The following is a 15,986-nucleotide window of genomic DNA, read 5'->3' as shown; positions in this document are numbered from 1 at the left end:
GGGTAAATGTATGTATTTGGACGAATTGAGAAATCAGATTAACGATATTGACGATAAAATTGTGGAGTTATTCGTGGAACGAATGAAAGTGGCTTCTGAAATCGCGGGCGCAAAAGCGGAAAAAAATCTGCCCGTACTGGATATGCGCAGAGAAAATGCCGTATTGCAGAAAATCATGGAAAAGGCAGGGGAAGAATTCGAGCTTTATGCCAATACTCTTTATCACACCATGTTTGATGTAAGCAAAAGCTATCAGGCAGGGATTTTGATGCAGGATACACCTTTGTCAAAAGAAATCATGGCAAGTATCGAAACACCCCTCATGGAATTCCCCAAAAAAGCAGTGGTAGCGTGTCAGGGTACAGAAGGATCCAATGCAGCTCGTGCCTGCAGCAGACTGTTCACCATGCCCAATACCATGTTCTTCAAAAGCTTTGAACATGTTTTCAATGCGGTGGAAAGCGGTCTGTGCCGTTATGGGGTGCTGCCTATCGAAAACAGCTCTGCAGGCTCTGTGACAGAAGTTTATGATTTGATGATGCGTCATAAATTCCATATCGTCAGAAGTCTGAAACTCCACATCAATCATGCGCTGTTGGGAAAACACGGCGCAGATTTCTCCAACGTCAAAGAAATCATTTCCCACGAACAGGCTTTGAGCCAGTGCAGTGAATTTTTGAAATCCCTGCCTCATGTGAAAGTGACCGTATTTGAAAATACAGCTACAGCGGCAAAATATGTGGCAGAATGTGATCGGGATGATATTGCAGCCATTTCCTCTCCTGAATGTGCAAAACTCTATGGCTTGCAGGTCATGAAAAACGATATCCAGAATAACCAGAACAACTACACACGGTTCATCTGTATCGCAAAAGATATGGAAATCTATGCAGGTTCCAACAAAATCAGCCTGATGCTGTCTGTTTCCCATCACCCTGGTTCTCTGTACCGGATGCTGGGTAAAATCGCGGCAAAAGGCATCAATCTGTCCAAGCTGGAAAGCAGACCCATTCCCGGAAAAGACTTCGAATTCCGCTTCTATTTCGATATGGAAGCCTCTGTCTATTCCAAAGATGTGATTACCCTCCTGAAGGATATGGATTTTTCTGCGGAACAGTTCACATTCCTTGGCTGCTATTCCGAAATCGTTTAAGGAGGCATTGTAATGAAAGTATTGGTTATCAATGGTCCCAATTTGAACATGCTTGGGATTCGTGAAAAACATATTTATGGTACAGAAACCTATGCGGATCTGAAGAATTTGATTCATGACTATTGCCAGAAGGAAGGCATTGATGTGGATATTTTCCAGTCCAACCATGAAGGCGCACTGGTAGACCATATCCAGACAGCCTATTTCAACGAAACAGACGCCATTGTCATCAATCCGGCGGCATATACCCATACCAGTGTGGCAATTTTAGATGCTTTGAAAGCGGTGAATCTGCCGGCGGTTGAAGTGCATCTGTCTGATGTGGGCAGTCGGGAAGATTTCCGCCAGATTTCCTATGCGGGAATGGCTTGCGAAAAGACCATTACGGGCAAAGGATTTCAGGGGTATATCGAAGCACTGGCATATTTAAAAGAAAAATATCAGAAATAACGATAACATATTACAAAAGATAGATGCGTAAGCATCGGAAATTTCCAGAAGGGAGAGATGTTATGATTTCTCAGAAAATGAAACAGATGGTAGAACAGAGTGCGGCTATGAGCGCCATGTTTACAGAAGGCAAACGGCTGGCAGCCATTTATGGGGCGGAAAATGTATACGACTTTGGCATTGGCAATCCCAATGTAAAAGCGCCTGCATCTGTCAATGCAACTGCCATTGAAATTTTGCAGAATATGGATTCCCTGAAGGTACATAGTTATACAGACAGCAGTGGTATCCCTGCTGCAAGAAAAGCCATTGCGGAAAGTCTGAATCATCGTTTCGGCACAAATTATGACGAAAGCAATCTGGTTATGACCGTTGGGGCAGCTGGTGGCTTGAATGTGATTTTGAAAGTCCTTTTGGATGCTGGAGATGAAGTGCTGACCTTTGCCCCTTACTTTGGGGAATACGACAATTATGTGATGAATGTGGGCGGCGTACTCCACCCGGTTCCACCCAATCCACCGGATTTCCTGCCGGATGTAGATGCATTGTCTGCCTGCATCACACCCAAAACAAAGGCAATCATCATCAACTCTCCCAACAATCCCACTGGGGTTATTTATGACGCGGGAACCATTGAGAAGATTGCGGCGGTTTTGCGACAGAAATCCGCGGAATATGGCACCGATATTTATATCATTGCCGATGAACCTTACAGGGAACTGGCTTATGATGGCGTAGAAGTGCCTTATATCCCAAATTTCTATGAAAATACTATCGTGGCATACTCTTTCTCCAAATCCTTGTCATTGCCGGGGGATCGTATCGGATATTTGGTCATTCCCTCCACTGTATCGGATTTTGCGGAAGTTTCCATGGGTGCAGCCATTGCAAACCGTGTTTTGGGCTTTGTAAATGCACCGGCTTTGCAGCAGATGGTGGTGGCAAAATGCTGTGAGGAAACCACAGATGTGGCATTTTATAATGCCAACAGAGAACTGTTGTACAACGCTTTGCAGGAATACGGCTATTCCTGTGCCAAACCCCAGGGCGCTTTTTACCTGTTTGTGAAGGCTTTAGAGGATGATGACAAAGCTTTCTGTGAAAAGGCGAAAGAATACCGTTTGCTGGTGACACCGGGTAGTGCCTTTGGCTGCAAAGGATATGTGCGGATTTCCTATTGCGTGGCACGGGAAACCATTGAAAATTCCCTGCCGTCATTCAAGGCATTGGCAGAATCCTATAAAAAATAAAAATGATTTTTGTGAAAGATACTGTTTTCGGACAGTATCTTTTTTTGTGCAAAAGGAAGGCAGGGGCGTTTGTGTTTTCGTTTTGCGGGGGTTTTTTGCCGTCAGTGGAGGCTGGTGGTGGGTGGAGCGGCGGAAAAAGGGTGGAGGAAGGAAAAATGTGGCAACGGCAGGAGGGGGAATATGTGAAAAAACCTTGAAAAATCGGCATTTTCTGAAGAAAAAAAGAAGAAAAAAACAGGTCGTAGGACTTGTTTTTTTGTTACGGTTATATTACAATGTGGTTAGTAGTGGCGAAAAGTGGCTGAAAAGGGAGTAAAATTTGCGAATCGGCATAGTGAAAGGTGAAAGGTGGTGAGACAAGATGTTCATGGGGGAATACCAGCATTCCATTGATGCAAAAGGAAGATTGATTGTACCTGCCAAGTTCCGTGACGGACTGGGCGAACATTTTGTGGTCACCAAAGGTTTGGATAATTGCCTGTTTGCTTATCCCCAGGAAGAATGGAAGATCTTTGAGGAAAAACTCAAACAGCTTCCTTTGACCAGCACCGGTGCCAGAAAGTTTGTCCGCTTTTTCTTCGCGGGAGCTGTGGAATGCGATCTGGATAATCAGGGACGTATCATCCTGCCTTCCAATCTGCGGGAATATGCTGGACTGAAAAAAGACATCGTTTCCATTGGTGTCAACAACCGAATTGAAATCTGGAACAAGGAAAATTGGAAAGAATATAACGAAGAAGAAAATTTCATCAGCAATGATCTGGCTTTTGAAATGGAAAATCTGGGCATTTGATGCGGCAGAAAAAAAGGAGTGTTATTATTGGAATTTCATCATGTTTCCGTTCTGCTGCAGGAATGTATCGACGGACTTTGTATCAAACCTGATGGCATTTATGTAGACGGTACCACTGGCGGCGGCGGTCATTCGCTGGAAATCGCAAAGCGGCTCACCACCGGCAGACTGATTTGTATCGATCAGGATCTCAATGCCCATGCGGCTGCCAAAGAGCGGCTGAAAGATCATTTGGACAAGATCACTTTTGTACATGACAATTTTGGCAATATTGGTTCCATATTGGACGAGCTTGGCATTGACCGTATTGACGGCATGCTTATGGATATCGGGGTATCTTCTCATCAGCTGGATGAGGCGGAACGTGGTTTCTCCTATCAGCAGGACGCGCCATTGGACATGCGTATGGATGCCACAAAGCCTTTCAGCGCTTATGATGTAGTCAATACATACAGCGAAGCCGATCTGGATCGTATCATTTTTACTTATGGGGAAGAACGCTGGGCAAAACGCATTGCGCAGTTTATTGTGGCAGAGCGTGCCAACAAGCCCATCGAAACCACCGGAGAACTGGTGGATGTTATCAAAAAAGCTGTGCCAAAGGGAGCCAGAAAAGACGGTCCCCATCCGGCAAAACGTACTTTTCAGGCAATTCGAATTGAAGTCAATGGAGAACTGGATGTGCTGGAGAGAGCCATCGATCAGGCGGCACATCGCCTGACAGAAGGCGGCAGACTCTGCATCATCACATTCCATTCTCTGGAAGACCGCATTGTAAAAGAAGCGTATCGCAGACAGGAAAATCCCTGCATCTGCCCGCCGCAGTTTCCTGTTTGTGTCTGCGGACGGAAACCTGTTGGCAAGGTGATTACAAGAAAGCCAATTGTGCCATCCAAAGAGGAACTGGCAGAAAACCATCGCTCCAGAAGCGCGAAGCTGCGTATTTTGGAAGGATTGGGAGAATAAAAAACAGAGGTGTCGACTATGGCAGCAAAACAGGCAAAAGAAAATAAAAAAAATGCCTACAAAGGCTCTTACTATACATATGGCAACGTAGCATATGAATTACAGCCGGATTATGCGCCCTACTATGAAGACGATAAAAAACAGCAGGAAGCCAAAGAAGCCATTCGGCAGGCAGCAGCAGAACGCAGAGAAAACCGCGTCCATGCGGCACATGTCTGTATGGTGATGCTGCTGATTTTTGCAGGATGTATCGCGTTTATGGGTGCAACGGTTATTGTAAAAAATCAGGAGGTGCAGATTCGGGAAAAGAAAGATGAGCTGGCAACGCTGAAATCGCAGAATGCGATTTTAGAAGCGGAACTTGCGGAACAGGTGGATCTGGAATACATCAAACAGGAAGCCATCAATCGACTGGGCATGGCAGAACCACAGCCTTATCAGATTGTTTATATTGATGTTCCAAAAGACAGCTATACCATTCAGTATGCAGCTGATGAAGTGGTAGAGGAGGAACCTTCCTTTATCGCATCCATATTGAATCTATTTAAAAAGGACTGATGTAAATGAGAAAATCCAGCGGGGGAATAAGGGCGAATGGAAGATTTGCTTTTATTCTCTTTGCATTTTTTGCGGCATTTGCCCTGATGTTTGGCAGAGTGCTGTATATGAAAGTTGTTCATGGTGCGGAGTATGAAGCGGCAGCAAAGAACCAGCAGATCAACCGCTATGACATTACCATCCCGCCCAACAGAGGCAGTATTTTGGATCGAAACAATCAGGTACTTGCCATCAGTACCACAGTTTATAATGTGGCGCTGGACTCTTTGCAGTTGGCAGAAGTTGCAGAGTTAAGCCCTGAGGAACAGGAAAAGACGTTAACCACTCTTTGCGAATATTTCCCGGAACTGGATTACAACACATTGAAACAGTATGTAACCATTAATCCGGAAACTGGGGAACTGTATATGAATAACCATTGGAAATACCTTGTGAAAGGTATTGAGCGCAGTGTGAAAGAAGAACTGGAAGCCATGAACCTGAAAGGTGTTTATTTTGAAAAAAGCAGTAAACGCTCTTATCCGCTGAACAGTTCCGCCTGCCATCTGGTTGGTTTTACCCGTGGTGACGCACAGTGGGGACTGGAAGGATATTACAACAGCTATATGGAAGGAACCCCGGGACGGTCTTTCATCCTTTACAATGGCGCAGATTCCGTTGTCCATCAGGATTATGACGCAAAAGATGGGGATACCATCATCACCACCATCGACTATAATATCCAGAAGATTGCAGAAGAAGTGGTAGCGGAAACAGCGGCGGAATGGCCCGCCAAAAACGTGGCAGCCATGGTTATGGACCCTTATACAGGTGAAATATATGCCATGGCGGAATCCCATTCCTTTGACTTGAATAATCCAAATGAAATCCCTGAATGGGAAACAGATACCAAGTATACAGAAAACTGGGATCAGCTCAGCAGTGAAGAACAGCTGGAATACCTGAATACCATGTGGAAAAACTTCTGTGTCAGTGATACCTACGAACCCGGGTCTATTTTCAAACCCATGCTGGTAGCAGCTGCATTAGAGGAAGGGGTTATTACACCAAACTCCAGTTTCCAGTGTAATGGGTATACAGACATCGGCGGTTACCGCATCAAATGTCACTTGGTAAGCGGTCACGGAAATATCAATGTAGAACAGATTATGGCGCAGTCCTGTAATATGGGCGTTATCCAGATTGCAAATCTGCTGGGGGCAGATAAATTCTATGAATACCAGAGAGAATTTGGTTTCGGTGATTATACTGGCATTGACCTGCCCGGTGAAGCAGCTGGTCAGCTCCATAGTAAAGAAAGTATTGGTCCGACTGAATTGGCAACCATGTCCTTCGGTCAGACATTCAACTGCACCAGCATTCAGGTCATTGCAGCATTCTCTTCTTTGATCAACGGCGGTAATCTGGTGAAACCCCATGTGGTATCTCAGATTGTGGATGCCGATGGCAATGTGGTGCTGGAAAACGATACAGAAGTGGTACGTCGTGTTATTTCTGAAAAAACATCCGCATATATGCGGACAGCGCTGAAAGCCACAGTTGAAAACGGTTTGGCAAAGAAACTGCAGATTGACGGTTATTCTATCGGCTGTAAAACAGGTACCGCGGAACAGGGTTCTCGTACCAATGACGATTTGTGGGCACTGAGTAACATGTCTTACTTCCCTGCGGAAAATCCTAAGTATATTGTTTTCACTGTTATCAACCAGCCCAGTGATTATGTAGAAGGCGTGCAGACACCCACACCTATGACCAAAAAACTCATTGAAGGCATCATCAAATATGATAACCTGGAACCTACACAGCCTGTAGAAGATGAAGCAAACCTGTCTCAGAATAAAACTGTGACCGTTGCGGATTATACAGACAGCGTTATTTTCGATGTTATCGGTGATTTGGACGGGAAAGAACTGACTTATAAAGTGGTTGGCAACGGTAATACCGTTGTAAATCAGGTGCCGAAAGGCGGAACCACTGTGGATGTAGGCAGTGAAGTCATCCTGTATGTACAGCGTTCCGAAGAAGATACCGGTACCGTCAGCGTGCCGAATGTTGTTGGCAAAAACTATGAACAGGCAGAAACAACCCTGACAAACGCAGGCTTTACGGTGGCATTTGAAGGGGATCAATCGGGAACTGTCACCGCACAGGACCCTAAGTATGGTGTATCTGTAGCAAAGGGAAGCGAAGTTATGCTGACCCTTGAAATTCCGGAAAAAACGGACACATCCACAGATACAACGGGTACGCAGACGACCCAATAACCAAACCCAAAGAAAACGCATAGACTCCTTGCTTTTTCCATATATTTGCTAATAAGGACATTGGAAAAGGCAGGGAGTTTTCTATGGAAAGACCAACGGTCGGTGAAAAACGCCGGCTTTTGATTTATTTGTTTTGCTGTATACTGGCGTTTCTGGTGCTGGCAGGGCGCTTGGTTTATATCGAAGTGTTTCACGCGCCCCGGTGGCAGGAAATGGCTTATGAACAGCAGACCAGAGATCGTTTGATTACTGCGAAACGCGGCGATATTCTGGACAGAAACGGTGTCGGCATTGCCGAAACCCAGACAGTGTCGGCAGTCAGTGTTGTTCCGGCAGAGGTGAAAGAAAAAGAAGAAACAGCAAAGTTTCTGGCGGATACGCTGGAATTGGATTATGATGAAGTGCTGGAGAAAGTCCAGCAGAAAGTAGCGCTGGTGCGGATTCAGTCGAAGGTGGATACGGAAACGGCGCAGACCATCCGGCAGGCAGATTTGCCGGGGGTAAAGGTGGACGAAGATGTCCAGCGGATTTATCCTTTCGGAGAATTGGCGGCACAGGTGGTTGGCTTTGTAGGAAAAGACAATCAGGGAATTATCGGGCTGGAAGCCAAGTATGACGATGTGTTGGAAGGGGAACAGGGGAAGATATTGACCCTGACAGATGCCAAAGGTCATGAACTGACAGCCGAACAGGAACGGATTCCACCAGTGGATGGGGGAAATCTGGTGACAACGCTGGATGTGACCATACAGCAGTATGCGGAACAGACACTGGCAAAAACAGTGGAATCCAAGCAGGCAAAAAAAGGCTCCCTCATTGTGATGAATCCACAAAATGGGGAGATTTATGCCATGGCGAATTATCCCTCTTTTGACTTGAATGAGCCTTTTACCATCAACGACCCGGAATTGGCGGCAGTGTGGGAGGGACTTTCTTCCAAGGAGCAGAGTGACGCCCTCAATACCATGTGGCGCAATTCTGCCATCAACGATACATATGAACCGGGGAGTATTTTTAAGATCATTACTTCCGTGGCAGGTCTGGAAGAAGGTGTGGTGACACCGGAATCCACTTTTTACTGCCCGGGGTATCATGTGTCAGGGGATCGGCAGATCAAATGCTGGCGGTATCCCAGAACCCACGGTTCAGAAACATTTGCCGAAGGGGTGCAAAATTCCTGTAACCCGGTGTTTATGGAAATTGCGGAGCGGCTAGGCGCGGAAACCTTTCTGGATTATGTGGAAAAACTGGGCTTTCGGGAAAAAACAGGCATTGATCTGGCTGGGGAAGCTACGGGCATTATCCATGAACTGAAAAACGTAGGTCCTGTGGAGCTTGCAACCATGTCTTTCGGTCAGTCTTTCCAAATTACACCTTTGCAATTGATGCGGGCTGTTTCTGCGGCAGTAAACGGCGGCTATCTGATAACACCCCATATTGGCTATGGTATTGCCGATGAAAATGGCAATTTGACAGAAACATTTTCCTATGAAAAAGGGGAACAGGTGCTTTCCAAGGAAACTTCCGAAACCATGAAAACCATATTGGAAAGCGTTGTGGCAGAAGGCACTGCAACCAAAGCGGCAGTGGAAGGATACCGCATCGGCGGCAAAACAGCCACATCAGAAAAACTTCCCCGCAGAAGCGGAAAGTACATTGCTTCTTTCATGACATTTGCACCGGCAAATGACCCGCAGGTTATGGTGTTCCTGATGATTGATGAACCGCAAGGCGTATATTACGGCGGTACCGTTGGTGGTCCTGCCATGCAGGAAATGCTGCAAAATATCCTGCCTTATCTGGGCATTCCCAAAGAAGGAGAAATATCAGAGGACGCTGTAGTGGTTGTGCCGGATGTAACGGGAATGACTATGGCGGAAGCGAAGAACGCTCTTTGGCAGGCAGGACTGACAGCCCAGACGGATGAGGGGGAATTTGTGGTTTCTCAGCTCCCTCCCGCAGGACAGGAAGTCAACCGGGGGACAAAAGTTCTGCTCTACGGGACATAAAGAAAAAAGCGAATAAAAATGCGGAAGAATCGAAAAAAAATCATTCTTTTTCCGTTCCTTCCAGTTTTTTATGATATAATAAACAGATGCGAAAAAAAGCAACACCCAAAGGAGGAAAATACAGTGTTATTGCAAAAACTGTTAGAGGGTATTCCTTATAAAATGTTACAGGGAACCGATCAGGCAGAAATCAAAATGCCCGTTTACGATTCCCGAAAAGTACAGCCCGGCGATTTGTTTGTCTGCATCACGGGTTTTCAGACAGACGGTCACCGCTATATTCCTATGGCGCTGGAAAAAGGTGCGGCAGCCCTTTTGGTAGAACATGCTGTGGAGGATGTACCGGAAAACATCACAGTGATTCAGACAGAAAACAACCGTCAGGCATTGGCGGCGCTATCTGCCAATTTTTATGACCATCCCACAGAGAAAATCCGTGTGACAGGTGTCACCGGCACTAACGGCAAAACTACCATCACCTATCTGGTGCGTTCTGTGCTGGAACGGGTAGGCAGAAAAACAGGTGTCATCGGCACCATTGAAAACCGTATTGGGGATAAAGTCATCCCTACAGAACGGACAACGCCGGAATCTTTGGAATTGCAGGCATTGATGGAACAGATGCGTCAGGAAGATGTAACAGATGTCATTATGGAAGTTTCTTCCCATTCTCTGGATTTGCATCGCGTAGACGGCATTGCTTATGATGTGGCAGTGTTTACCAACCTGACACAGGATCATCTGGATTATCATAAAACCATGGAAAATTATAAAATCGCCAAGAGTATGCTCTTTGAACGGAGCAAAAAGAGCGTTATCAATATTGACGATGCCGCAGGTGATTTTATGGTGGAAAAATCCGCTGGAGAAGTGCTGACTTATGCCATTGACAAAGCCGCAGACCTGAAGGCAGAGGATATTTCCATTACAGCGGAAGGAACTGCCTTTACAGTGGTATATGAAGGAAAACGCTATGGCGTGAAATTGCACACACCCGGCAGATTCAGCGTATATAATGGACTGGGTGCTATCGGCGCTTGCCTGTGTCTGGGCGTGGAAATGGAAGATATTCTGGCTGGACTGGCAGAAAACCCTGGCGTGGCAGGTCGTTTCCAGACAGTACGCAGCAAAAAAGGCTGTCAGGCAGTGGTGGACTATGCCCATACACCTGATGGACTGGAAAATGTGCTGAAAACAGCCAAAGAATTTACAAAAGGCAAACTGATTGCGGTCTTTGGCTGCGGCGGTGACAGAGATAAGACAAAACGCCCCATCATGGGACGGATTGGCGGACAGTACGCGGATTACTGCATCATCACATCCGATAATCCTCGTACGGAAGACCCGGAACAGATTTTACGGGAAGTGGAAGCAGGCACAAAGGAAACAGGTTGTGCCTACGAAAAACAGGTTGACCGGAGAAAAGCCATTGTGCGTGCTGTAGAACTGGCACAGGCAGGAGATGTTATTCTCATTGCCGGCAAGGGTCATGAAACCTATCAGATTTTCCCCGATAAAACCATTCATTTTGACGATGTAGAAGAAGTGCGAAACGCGTTTGGAGATGATTGCTTATGAAAAAACTGACCATTCAGGAAATTGCCAATGCCACCCATGCACGGATTCTGGCAGCAAATTTAGAAGAGGCACAGCAGAAAAACATCTGTCATGTGACACAGGATTCCCGTCAGGCAGGGGAAGAAAGCCTCTTTGTGCCTTTGAAAGGCAAAAATTCCGACGGCCATGATTACCTGAAAAGCTGCATGGAAAAAGGCGTTGCCGCATGTTTTACAGAGCGTGAAATGACACCGGAAAATGGCTGTGTGCTGCTTCTGGTGGAAAACGCGAGAACGGCTATGTTACAGTTGGCAAAATATTATCGCAGCCTGTTCGATATACCCGTGGTGGGCATCACCGGCAGTGTGGGCAAGACTACCACAAAGGATATGATTGCCTCTGTCCTTTCTCAGAAATACAATACTTTGTGGACACTGGGAAATTTCAATAATGACCTTGGTGTGCCTCTGACATTGTTCCGTCTGGAAGAAAGTCACGAAGCCGCTGTCATTGAAATGGGCATGAACCATTTTGGTGAAATCCATCGTCTGGTGGATGTGGTACGTCCCCAGATTGGTGTCATTTCCAATGTTGGCGTTGCCCATATTGAACATTTGGGCAGCCGGGAAGGCATTTTGAAAGCAAAATGTGAATTGTTCGATTTTATGGATGAAAAGAATGTTGCTGTGCTCAACGGCGATAACGATATGCTGGCGACATTGGATGGTAAACTTTCTCAGAAAGTACGCTGGTTTGGTGTGGAAAATAAACGGGATGTTTACGCGGACAACATCGAAGCTGTTGGTCTGGAACATACCAGATGCACCATTCATACACCTGTGGGCAGCATGGACGTAGTGATTCCCATGCCCGGCGCACACATGGTGCTCAATGCTCTTTCTGCCGTAACCGTAGGGCTGGAAATGGGCTTTACACTGGATGAAATCAAAGGGGGCATTGAAAACTTCGTGCCTACCAAAGACCGTATGACTATCATGCGTTTGGAAAACGGTCTGACATTGCTTAACGACGTATACAACTCCAATCCTGTTTCTGCGAAGGCTTCTTTGGATATCCTCAAAGATGTGGAAGGCAGAAGCGTGGCATTCTTGGGCTTCATGGGAGAACTGGGCGAATTTGCCCCTCAGATGCACCGGGAAGTTGGGGCTTACGCAGCAGAAAAAGGCATTGACCTTTTGATTTGTATTGGCAACCATTCCGACCAGATGGCGGCAGGCGCAAAAGATGCCGGCATGAAAGAAGTGTATCGTTTTGACACACAGGAAGAATTCTGGGAAAATGGCATGGATTTGCTGAAAAAAGGAGATACAATTTTGTTGAAAGCATCCCGCAGCATGGGATTTGAAAAAACAGTAGAGAAATTGCAAGGAGTGAAATAAAGTGGGTTCTTTGGAACAGGCGGTTTACGCCATATTGATAGCCTTTGTCATTGGGGTGATTTTGTGTCCCATTCTGATTCCAGTACTGCATAAAATGAAGTTCGGGCAGAATGTTCGTGATGACGGTCCTCAGACACATTTGCAGAAACAGGGTACGCCTACCATGGGCGGTATTGCCTTTTTGATTGCCTTTGTGGTGGCATCCTTCTTCTTTTTGAAGGGGAATACCGATGGTATTGCGGTGGTACTGATGACACTGTGTTATGGCATCATCGGATTTTTGGATGACTATATCAAAGTTGTGAAAAAACGTTCTCTGGGTCTGCGTGCATGGCAGAAACTGGCATTGCAGCTCATTGTAACAGCTGTATTCTGCTGGTATGTGATGATGAAAAGTGGTATTGGCACAGCCATTTACATTCCCTTTACCAATGGTATGGAACTGGATCTGGGCATTTTGTTTGTGCCTTTCCTCTTTATTGCGGTACTGGGTACTGTCAACGGTGTCAACCTGACAGACGGTCTGGATGGTCTGGCTGGCGGCGTAACCCTCATTGTTGCGGCGTTCTTTATGATCGTGTCCTGGGCGGCAGGCAGCATGATTTCTCCTGTCTGCGGGGCAATCGTTGGCGCACTGCTGGCATTTTTGCTCTTTAACTGCTATCCTGCCAAAGTGTTCATGGGGGATACAGGCTCTCTGGCGCTGGGCGGTTTTGTGGCTGCAACGGCTTTTGTGCTGAAAATGCCTATTTTCATTGTCATCGTCGGTTTTGTTTACCTGTGGGAATCTATCACAGTTATGCTGCAGGTAGGTTGGTTCAAGATTACAAAACGCAAATACGGCGAAGGCAGACGTCTGTTCAAAATGGCGCCTTTCCATCATCACCTGGAACAGTGCGGATGGAGAGAAACAAAGGTTGTGACTTTGTTCTATGTAGTGACTGCTCTGCTGTGCCTGCTGGGCTTCTTGGGCAGTAAAGCAATGTTTTAACGGAAAGAAGGAAAAAATCCATGAAATATACAGGAAAACGTGCCCTGGTATGCGGCATGGCAAAAAGCGGTATTGCGGCAGCGGCTCTGCTGCAGAAACTGGGTGCAGTGGTTACATTGCAGGATATGAAAGAACGTGACGCCGTTCCTGCGGCAGCACTGGAACTGGAAAAAGAAGGCGTTGCCCTTTATACAGGGAAGAACCCCGATGATATTGCATGTGAACAGGATCTGATCGTACTCAGTCCCGGTATCCCCTGCGATCTGCCTTTCATTGAAGCGGCAGAAGCAGCTGGCGTAGAAGTCATCAGCGAAGTGGAACTGGCATACAGAGAAACCACTTGCCCTATTACAGCAATCACAGGCACCAATGGGAAAACAACAACCACAACCCTCACAGGGGAAATTATGAAAGCTGTTCGCCCGAATACAGCGGTAGTAGGGAACATCGGTGTGCCTTACAGCGAAAAGGTACAGGGTTTGGCTGACCAGGATTGGGTTGTTGCGGAAATCAGCAGCTTCCAGATGGAAAAAGCAAAAGAATTCCATCCCCACATCAGTGCGGTGCTGAATATCACCCCTGACCACCTGAACAGACACAAAACCATGGAAGTTTACATTGCCATGAAAGAACGTGTTTTTGCAAAACAGACAGCGAAAGATTTCTGCATTTTGAATTATGAAGACGAAACATGCCGGAAAATGGCAGACAAAACCGCTGCAAAGGTATTTTTCTTCAGCAGCGCACAGCCTTTGGCAGAAGGCATTTACCTGCAGGACAAAGATATTTTTGTAAAATGGCAGGGTATCGACGAAAAGCTGATTTCTGTGGATGAATTACAGATTTTGGGCGTGCATAACTATGAAAACGTCATGGCAGCGGCAGCAATGGGCATTTGCGCAGGCGTGGCGCTGGATACCATCCGTCAGGTACTGAAATCCTTTGCGGGCGTAGAACACCGTATTGAGTATGTAGCAACCGTAGATGGCGTTGATTACTATAACGATTCTAAGGGCACCAACACAGATGCGTCCATCCGTGCTGTCCTTGCCATGCAGAAACCCATTGTGCTCATTGGCGGCGGCTATGACAAAGGCGTTTCTTTTGACGACTGGACAAAGCTGTTCCCCGGCAGAGTCAAACATCTGGTACTCATCGGTGTAACAGCACCGCAGATTCGTGCGTCTGCGGAAAAATTCGGCTTTACGGCAATGACAGACTGCGAAACCTTTGCGGAAGCCGTAGATCTGTGCAGGGAAAAGGCAGAACCTGGGGATTGTGTGCTCCTTTCTCCCGCATGTGCAAGCTGGGGCATGTTTGATAACTACGAACAGCGCGGCGAAATGTTCAAAGAACAGGTTCGCTCCTATTTGCAGAAATAAACAAAGCGAGGTGGTAACATGGAACAGACCAGACAGGGAAAGGCAGGAAGAAAACCGCATAAAAAAAGAGTGAAAGCGGATACCTATGACTTCGGGCTGTTTTTCGTGGTACTGACGCTGGTATTGTTCGGCGTTGTCATGATTTTCAGCGCCAGTTATTATGAAACCATGTCCAGTAAAGAATATGGATATGATATGTTTTATTACTTGAAACGACAGGGCATGTGGGCAGTCGTGGGGACAGTTGGCATGATCGTTGCCATGAATGTGCCTTACCAGCTCTGGAAGAAGTTTTCCTTGATGCTGTACTGGATTTCCAATGGTCTGCTGGCAATCCTGCCTTTTGTCGGGAAAAATGTAAAAGGGCAGACCCGTTGGATTGAAATCGGTCCTTTGCAGTTCCAGCCTTCGGAATTTACCAAGGTTGCGGTTATACTGTATTTGTCTTACTATGTCATCAACCATCGGAAGGAACTGGGGAATCTGAAAGGATTTGCAAAAGCGGCAGGAATTTTGGCACTTCCTGTGCTGCTCATTGCTATGACAAACTTCTCATCAGCCCTTTTGCTGCTTATGGTTGGTGTAACGATTCTGTTTGTTGCCAGCCCCAGAATCTGGTACTTTGTGGCAGGCATTGGCGCACTGGTGCCCTTTGCGGCAGTCATGGTCATTTTGCCGCAGTTCCGCTATCGTTTGACCCGTATCACCACATGGCTGGACCCTTGGTCTGATTTGCAGGGAAATGGCTATCAGACAGTACAGTCTTTGTATGCAGTGGCATCTGGTGGTCTGTTTGGCGTAGGGCTGGGACAAAGCCGACAGAAATCATTTATCCCAGAAGCCCATAACGATATTATCTTTGCGATCATTTGTGAAGAACTGGGGCTCATTGGTGCGGCGCTGGTCATCATCCTTTTTGCAGTAGTGGTTTGGCGGGGCATCCGCATTGCCATGAACGCGCGGGATAATTACGGGATGCTGGTGGCAACGGGCATTACATCTGTGGTGGCATATCAGTCTTTGATTAACATCGGCGTTGTAACCAATACCATTCCAAATACAGGGCAGCCTTTGCCGTTTATCAGTTACGGCGGCACGGCACTGGTATTTTTGATGGGGATGATGGGGATATTGCTGAATATATCAAAGTATCCAAAGGATATGAAGAATACAGAATAATTTACAAAAAGCTATTGACAAATTTGTTCGTATT

General features: G+C 46.5%; 14 protein-coding genes. All 14 read left to right on the top strand.

The features are described from left to right. Nucleotides 1-10: 10 nt before the first annotated feature. Entirely contained in the window at nt 11-1,153 is a 1,143-nt protein-coding gene (locus tag BUB35_RS06125; protein WP_072850105.1) for a bifunctional chorismate mutase/prephenate dehydratase, read from the top strand. A 12-nt stretch (nt 1,154-1,165) separates the two neighbouring features. Beyond that, entirely contained in the window at nt 1,166-1,603 is a 438-nt protein-coding gene (aroQ, locus tag BUB35_RS06120; RefSeq protein ID WP_072850103.1) for a type II 3-dehydroquinate dehydratase, read from the top strand. 62 nt (nt 1,604-1,665) lie between these two features. Continuing rightward, complete coding sequence (locus BUB35_RS06115; protein ID WP_072850101.1) at nt 1,666-2,853, top strand: pyridoxal phosphate-dependent aminotransferase; 1,188 nt, start codon at nt 1,666-1,668, stop codon at nt 2,851-2,853. A gap of 121 nt (nt 2,854-2,974) precedes the next feature. Next, entirely contained in the window at nt 2,975-3,169 is a 195-nt protein-coding gene (locus BUB35_RS06110) for a hypothetical protein (protein WP_072850099.1), read from the top strand. 45 nt (nt 3,170-3,214) lie between these two features. After that, nucleotides 3,215-3,646 carry a division/cell wall cluster transcriptional repressor MraZ gene (gene mraZ / locus BUB35_RS06105; protein WP_022254008.1) on the top strand — a complete coding sequence of 144 codons (432 nt, stop codon included), beginning with the start codon at nt 3,215-3,217 and terminating at the stop codon, nt 3,644-3,646. Between the two features lie 27 nt (nt 3,647-3,673). Then, a complete protein-coding gene (gene rsmH, locus BUB35_RS06100) occupies nt 3,674-4,612 on the top strand; it encodes a 16S rRNA (cytosine(1402)-N(4))-methyltransferase RsmH (RefSeq protein ID WP_072850097.1) in 939 nt (312 codons plus the stop codon). Between the two features lie 18 nt (nt 4,613-4,630). Next, a complete protein-coding gene (locus BUB35_RS06095) occupies nt 4,631-5,170 on the top strand; it encodes an FtsB family cell division protein (protein WP_072850095.1) in 540 nt (179 codons plus the stop codon). 5 nt (nt 5,171-5,175) lie between these two features. Beyond that, a complete protein-coding gene (locus tag BUB35_RS06090; RefSeq protein ID WP_072850093.1) occupies nt 5,176-7,434 on the top strand; it encodes a penicillin-binding transpeptidase domain-containing protein in 2,259 nt (752 codons plus the stop codon). A gap of 83 nt (nt 7,435-7,517) precedes the next feature. Continuing rightward, nucleotides 7,518-9,443 (top strand): penicillin-binding transpeptidase domain-containing protein, encoded by a 1,926-nt coding sequence (locus BUB35_RS06085; RefSeq protein ID WP_072850091.1) that lies wholly within the window; start codon nt 7,518-7,520, stop codon nt 9,441-9,443. A 123-nt stretch (nt 9,444-9,566) separates the two neighbouring features. Then, nucleotides 9,567-11,021 (top strand): UDP-N-acetylmuramoyl-L-alanyl-D-glutamate--2,6-diaminopimelate ligase, encoded by a 1,455-nt coding sequence (locus BUB35_RS06080; RefSeq protein WP_072850089.1) that lies wholly within the window; start codon nt 9,567-9,569, stop codon nt 11,019-11,021. After that, nucleotides 11,018-12,400 carry a UDP-N-acetylmuramoyl-tripeptide--D-alanyl-D-alanine ligase gene (locus BUB35_RS06075; protein WP_072850087.1) on the top strand — a complete coding sequence of 461 codons (1,383 nt, stop codon included), beginning with the start codon at nt 11,018-11,020 and terminating at the stop codon, nt 12,398-12,400. The genes BUB35_RS06080 and BUB35_RS06075 overlap by 4 nt, the downstream gene beginning before the upstream one ends. Before the next feature lies 1 nt (nt 12,401). After that, on the top strand, nt 12,402-13,391 hold the full coding sequence (mraY, locus tag BUB35_RS06070) for a phospho-N-acetylmuramoyl-pentapeptide-transferase (RefSeq protein ID WP_022364133.1): 990 nt from the start codon (nt 12,402-12,404) through the stop codon (nt 13,389-13,391). 20 nt (nt 13,392-13,411) lie between these two features. Next, nucleotides 13,412-14,773, top strand: coding sequence for a UDP-N-acetylmuramoyl-L-alanine--D-glutamate ligase (gene murD / locus BUB35_RS06065; RefSeq protein WP_072850085.1), 1,362 nt, complete (start codon nt 13,412-13,414; stop codon nt 14,771-14,773). An 18-nt stretch (nt 14,774-14,791) separates the two neighbouring features. After that, nucleotides 14,792-15,952, top strand: a complete 1,161-nt coding sequence (gene ftsW, locus BUB35_RS06060; RefSeq protein WP_084730594.1) for a putative lipid II flippase FtsW — start codon at nt 14,792-14,794, stop codon at nt 15,950-15,952. Nucleotides 15,953-15,986: the final 34 nt, after the last annotated feature.

The organism is Anaerotignum lactatifermentans DSM 14214 (genome assembly GCF_900142265.1).
Taxonomy (GTDB): domain Bacteria; phylum Bacillota; class Clostridia; order Lachnospirales; family Anaerotignaceae; genus Anaerotignum; species Anaerotignum lactatifermentans.
Note: the sequence above shows the minus strand (reverse complement) of the source record. Positions and strands in the feature narration are given on the sequence as shown.

Coding starts and splice junctions, on each gene's coding strand:
- BUB35_RS06125 (WP_072850105.1), top strand. CDS start 11: ATGTATTTGGACGAATTGAGAAATCAGATTAACGATATTGACGATAAA.
- aroQ (WP_072850103.1), top strand. CDS start 1,166: ATGAAAGTATTGGTTATCAATGGTCCCAATTTGAACATGCTTGGGATT.
- BUB35_RS06115 (WP_072850101.1), top strand. CDS start 1,666: ATGATTTCTCAGAAAATGAAACAGATGGTAGAACAGAGTGCGGCTATG.
- mraZ (WP_022254008.1), top strand. CDS start 3,215: ATGTTCATGGGGGAATACCAGCATTCCATTGATGCAAAAGGAAGATTG.
- BUB35_RS06095 (WP_072850095.1), top strand. CDS start 4,631: ATGGCAGCAAAACAGGCAAAAGAAAATAAAAAAAATGCCTACAAAGGC.
- BUB35_RS06090 (WP_072850093.1), top strand. CDS start 5,176: ATGAGAAAATCCAGCGGGGGAATAAGGGCGAATGGAAGATTTGCTTTT.
- BUB35_RS06085 (WP_072850091.1), top strand. CDS start 7,518: ATGGAAAGACCAACGGTCGGTGAAAAACGCCGGCTTTTGATTTATTTG.
- BUB35_RS06075 (WP_072850087.1), top strand. CDS start 11,018: ATGAAAAAACTGACCATTCAGGAAATTGCCAATGCCACCCATGCACGG.
- murD (WP_072850085.1), top strand. CDS start 13,412: ATGAAATATACAGGAAAACGTGCCCTGGTATGCGGCATGGCAAAAAGC.
- ftsW (WP_084730594.1), top strand. CDS start 14,792: ATGGAACAGACCAGACAGGGAAAGGCAGGAAGAAAACCGCATAAAAAA.